The sequence below is a fragment of the Thermoleptolyngbya sp. M55_K2018_002 genome (genome assembly GCF_015295965.1).
Classification (GTDB): domain Bacteria; phylum Cyanobacteriota; class Cyanobacteriia; order Elainellales; family Elainellaceae; genus Thermoleptolyngbya; species Thermoleptolyngbya sichuanensis.
This window is the reverse complement of the sequence record NZ_DVEA01000186.1, coordinates 1-4,556: the sequence shown is the minus strand read 5'-3', so window position 1 is coordinate 4,556 and position 4,556 is coordinate 1. Positions and strand designations below refer to the sequence as shown.

5 protein-coding genes are annotated in these 4,556 nt (G+C 58.1%); 2 read left to right on the top strand and 3 right to left on the bottom strand.

The window, feature by feature from the left end; all coding sequences use genetic code 11:
- On the bottom strand, positions 1-456 hold a 456-nt coding region (locus IGS51_RS09100; protein ID WP_297078110.1), incomplete at its 3' end, for a lyase family protein.
- Positions 457-704: 248 nt separating this feature from the next.
- On the opposite strand from IGS51_RS09100, the gene IGS51_RS09095 reads away from it, so the two are divergent.
- Complete coding sequence (locus tag IGS51_RS09095; RefSeq protein ID WP_297078109.1) at positions 705-1,604, top strand: tetratricopeptide repeat protein; 900 nt, start codon at positions 705-707, stop codon at positions 1,602-1,604.
- A gap of 220 nt (positions 1,605-1,824) precedes the next feature.
- Positions 1,825-2,727: an endonuclease/exonuclease/phosphatase family protein gene (locus tag IGS51_RS09090; RefSeq protein ID WP_297078108.1), complete on the top strand. Its 903-nt coding sequence runs from the start codon at positions 1,825-1,827 to the stop codon at positions 2,725-2,727.
- Between the two features lie 63 nt (positions 2,728-2,790).
- On the opposite strand, the gene IGS51_RS09085 is transcribed toward IGS51_RS09090, so the two are convergent.
- A complete protein-coding gene (locus IGS51_RS09085; RefSeq protein WP_297078107.1) occupies positions 2,791-4,017 on the bottom strand; it encodes a lipid-A-disaccharide synthase-related protein in 1,227 nt (408 codons plus the stop codon).
- Between the two features lie 110 nt (positions 4,018-4,127).
- Positions 4,128-4,556, bottom strand: a 429-nt coding sequence (gene dapF, locus IGS51_RS09080) for a diaminopimelate epimerase (RefSeq protein ID WP_297078106.1), incomplete at its 5' end; no start/stop codon positions are given.

The following is a 4,556-nucleotide window of genomic DNA, read 5'->3' as shown; positions in this document are numbered from 1 at the left end:
CCCGCCGATGCGAATGGCAGTAGGAATCACATCATTGGTCGATTGCCCATAATTGACGTGATCATTCGGGCTGACGCGGCTGTAATTGCCCTTTTCATCACCCAAAATTTCCAGCGCCCGATTGGCCAACACTTCGTTCACGTTCATGTGGTGCGACGTGCCTGCGCCCGCCTGATACACATCCACCACAAACTGATCTCGCAGGCTGCCGGCCAGAATCTCGTCTGCTGCCTGCACAATCGCCCGACTGAGGTCTTCAGAAATGCAGCCCAGTTCTCCATTGGCGATCGCCGTTGCTTTTTTAATCAGCAGGCAAGCATCGACATAGGTTGGCAATGGCTTTAGCCCGCTGATGGGGAAATTTTCGACCGCCCGCAGGGTTTGAATGCCGTAATACACGTTGTTGGGAATCTGCTTTTCTCCCATCGAGTCGCGCTCTATCCGAAAATCCGCCATATCACCCGTCGTTTCACGTAATTTCCCGCTATGAAACCCTATTCAACCTGGGCATACTAGCTTTCAGAAGGGTGCATGGCGAGATTGGAACTTCATCATTATGAATGAAACGCTCCGGGAAACTAAACGCCCATCTCACGGGATGTTGATAAATGGCTAATTCTGCATTCTCGATTACCTTAGAGAAAGTAGGGTTTTTGCTTTTTCATTCGCTTCTCTGCCAGGTGGCGCGATGACTGAGTGGTGCTATGAGTCAGACAAAAGAGAGTCAGACAAAAGATCAGATTGATTACATTCAAGACCGAGTGCAAGACCCAGAGATTCCAGATCCGGCTCAAGAGCATACACAAGATTTAAACACCTGGCTCGACCAGGGCATGGCACTCTACGGGGTTGGCCGGTATGAGGGTGCAGTAGCTCGATTTGACCGTTTATTGCAACAGCAGCCCGACCATCCCGAAGCCTGGATGAAGCGGGGCTTTGCGCTGCACGCGCTGGAGTATGACGAAGAGGCGATCGCCAGTTTTGAGCGGGCCCTGAAGCTCAAGCCCAAAAACGCGCTGGCCTGGCACGGCAAAGGCATTGCGCTGGCCCGGCTGGAGCGCTACGAAGAGGCGATCGCCAGTTTTGACAAAGCGGTGAAGTTTGACCCCGCCGATGCCAAGGCCTGGTATAACCGGGGCTACGCCCAAAATCGGCTGTATCGCTATCGAGAGGCGATCGCCAGTTTTGACAAAGTGGTAGAACTGCGCCCCAACAACTACCGCGCCTGGTATAACCGGGGTCTGGCCCTGGGGGCGCTGCGCCGCTACGAGGAAGCACTGACCAGCCTGGAGACGGCGGTGACCATTAAGCCCACCTGCCATTATGCCTGGAGCTATCGCGGCATTGTCTTGGTCAAGCTGGAGCGGTTTGAAGAGGCGATCGCCAGTTTCGACCAATCGCTGCAATGCAAAGACGACAATCCCGAAGCCTGGTATGGCAAAGCCTGCGCCCGCAGCCTCCAGGGCGATCTGGAGCGCACCCTGAGAAATCTGCATCGGGCCGTGGTTCTCAGCCCCAATCTCTACCGCGTGATGGCGCAGACGGATACCAGCTTTGACAACGTGCGCCATAGTCCGGAGTTTCAGGCACTCCTGGGCGATTGAGGCGGGACAAGCGGGAAAAACCGAGGAAACCGAGATCAGGTCGTTTGGAACTGATCTTGGGAACTGATCTTGGGAACTGATCATCGAGATTTTATCCACAGGTATTGGACGCGATCTGCGGCGGCTCCTCTCAGTCGATATTATGTCGATATGATAGGGACACGTTGTTGCGTCGCCCCGACGCTGCAATGGTTTCAGGGTTGTCGCTCTGGCCTGGCTTATGCGCGTCCGCATTGGTACGTTTAATGCTGAAAACCTGTTTGCCCGGTTTCAGTTTAAGGAAGACCTGCCCTACGAAGAGCTTCCCGAAAAGTGGACTGCCAGCGTGACGCAGTGCATTCCATTTTCGGAAGGGAAAGATCGGATCACGGCGGAAGCAATCGGGGCGCTGCGGGCAGATATTCTCGGACTGCAAGAAGTCGAGAGTATGGACACGCTGAAGCAGTTTGTGCGCCAGTTTCGTTCGCTGATGCCCGACTATCCCTACAAGCTGGTCATCGACGGCAACGATCGCCGATTGATCGACGTGGGATTGCTCAGCCGCTTTCCCTTTCGCCACATCCGCACGCACCAGTTCGATCGCGCTCCCAGCGGCCACCTGATCTTTTCCCGCGACTGCCTAGAGGTAGACCTCGAACTGCCCGACGGCAAGCCGCTGACGGTGTTTGTTAACCATTTCAAATCTATGCATGAGGGGCGCGAGGAAACCATGCATATCCGCAAGATCCAGACCCAGCGCGTTGTGCAGATTTTGCATGAGCGGTTTGGAGCCGATCCGGGCGCGGCAACCTGGGTAATTTTGGGCGATTTCAACGACTATCTGCCGTCGCTGGGGCTGGAGCCGCTGCTCAGCCAGCCCTGGCTGGAGAACGTGATCGAACGGCTGCGTCCTGATCAGCGCTGGACGCATTTCTTTTCGCGGGGCGAGGAATATCACCAGTTGGATTACATCCTGCTGTCGCGATCGCTCGCCGAAGCCAACCCCAACGCGCTTCCCTACATCGAGCGGCGCGGTTTGCCCAAACGAGCCGAACGCACCGCAGTCCAGCGGTTCAACGGCGTGGGCAGCAGCTATCCCAAAGCGTCTGACCATTGCCCGGTGGTGATTGAGCTAGAAATCTAGAGATTTTGGCCTTTGGATTGGTGAGGACTGATAGACTTTCTGCCCAAAATCCAAAATCTAAAATCACCCCTGACTCAGCAGACAAGCAGCAATGCGATCGCTCGCACCGGGTAGTCCCATACGGCGGCGACCGTTTTCGGCAATGATTTGCAGGCGATCGGGGTCTTTCAGCAGCGATCGCACGACTTCGGCTGCCTGGTCGGGCTGTTCGACCAGGATCACCGACGGCCCCAGCAGGCGCGTTTGGGCTTCGGCGAAGGCATAGGTAAACTGCGGCCCTTCGCCCGGAAAGATCAGCGCGGGCTTGCCCAATCCCACCACCTGTTCCGTAGCCGTGCCCGCCATCGCCATCGCCACGTCGCCCCGGTTGACGCAGCCGTTAAAGGCCGTGGTCAGCAGCAGCGTCGCCTGGTCTTGGCGATAGGCCAGGGGCGGCACGGGGGCAGGATTGGTCAACTGCCAGCCGCGAGCCTGCAACGCTTGGTGCAGCACGGCTAAATCGAGATAGGGGGCGATCGCCGCCAACAAGGTCACGGGGCGATCGAGTCCCGTCACCAGCGATTGCGCCGCATCCAGCAGTGTTTCCCAATTTCGATAGGCTTCGGGCACCCGCGACCCCGGCAGCAGCGTGGCCACCAGCGCCTCGTCGGGAATCGCAAAGTCAATCCCCATCGGTTCCAGATCATCCATCATCGGGTTGCCCAGGTCATACACGGGTAGATTCCAGCGGCTTAGCACTTCGCTGGTGAGGCTGTCGCGAGGAAACACCGCCCGACAGCGCCGCCGCCCCATCAGCCAGCGCTCCCAAGGCAAATAGACCGATCCTGACCAGCTTTCTAGCTGCTCAAACCAGGAGGCGCGGGGCAAGAGTCCGGCTTCATCGCGCAAGTAATATTCCGATTTGGCCGTGCCCACAAAGGCGTAGGGCGCTCCGCTCCACCAGGCAAACAGCAGCGGCACCAAGTCGCCCACGGCCAAAATCAGGTCGCCCTGCTTGGCCCACTCGCGCACCACGCGAAGCTGGCTGAGGGTGAGTTGCAGCAGCCCGCCGCGCAGGTCTTTGGCAAACTGCCGACCGTCCATATAGACAAAGCCACCGGAGGGAAGCTGTTTGACTGGGCCAAGCACCGGGATGCCGCTCTGGGAATAGGCATGACCTTCGCCCACCAGCGGCAACGCCACGATATCTGCCACACGGCCCTCTAGGTCTGCCCGATGCCGCAGGGCCCGGAGAATGCGGAGGGCGATCGCATCTTCTCCGTGACCATTGCTCAGACATAGTAGCTTCATGCCAAACCATCACTACGCGGTTGAACCTCAAGGATAAGGGATCGCCGCAAAATTGGGTAAGCCGGGTCAGCGCCGCTATTTTCAAGGCTTTGAGAGGTTAATCCAAGACGCTATAGCGCCGTGCCGTTAAACACTTTCTGCGCGGGCCCGGTCATGTAGAGGTGCTGATCGGCCTCTGACCACTCGATCAGCAGCGGCCCGCCCGGAAGCTCCACCGTCGCACGGCGATCGCTCTTGCCGTTTAGCACCGCCGCCACCAGCGACGCACAGGCCCCCGTGCCGCAGGCCAGCGTAATACCCGCGCCCCGCTCCCACACGCGCATCTTCAGATAGTCCGGGCGCACCACCTGAATGAACTCAGCATTAATCCGCTTGGGGAAAGCGGGATGATGCTCAAACTGGGGCCCAATCGCCGCCAGCGGAATCGTCGCCACATCCTCTACAAACGTGATGCAGTGGGGATTGCCCATGCTGACGCAGGTGACCTGCCAGGTTTGCCCAGCCACCTCCAGCGGCAGGTTCACGACTTTTTCCTCCGG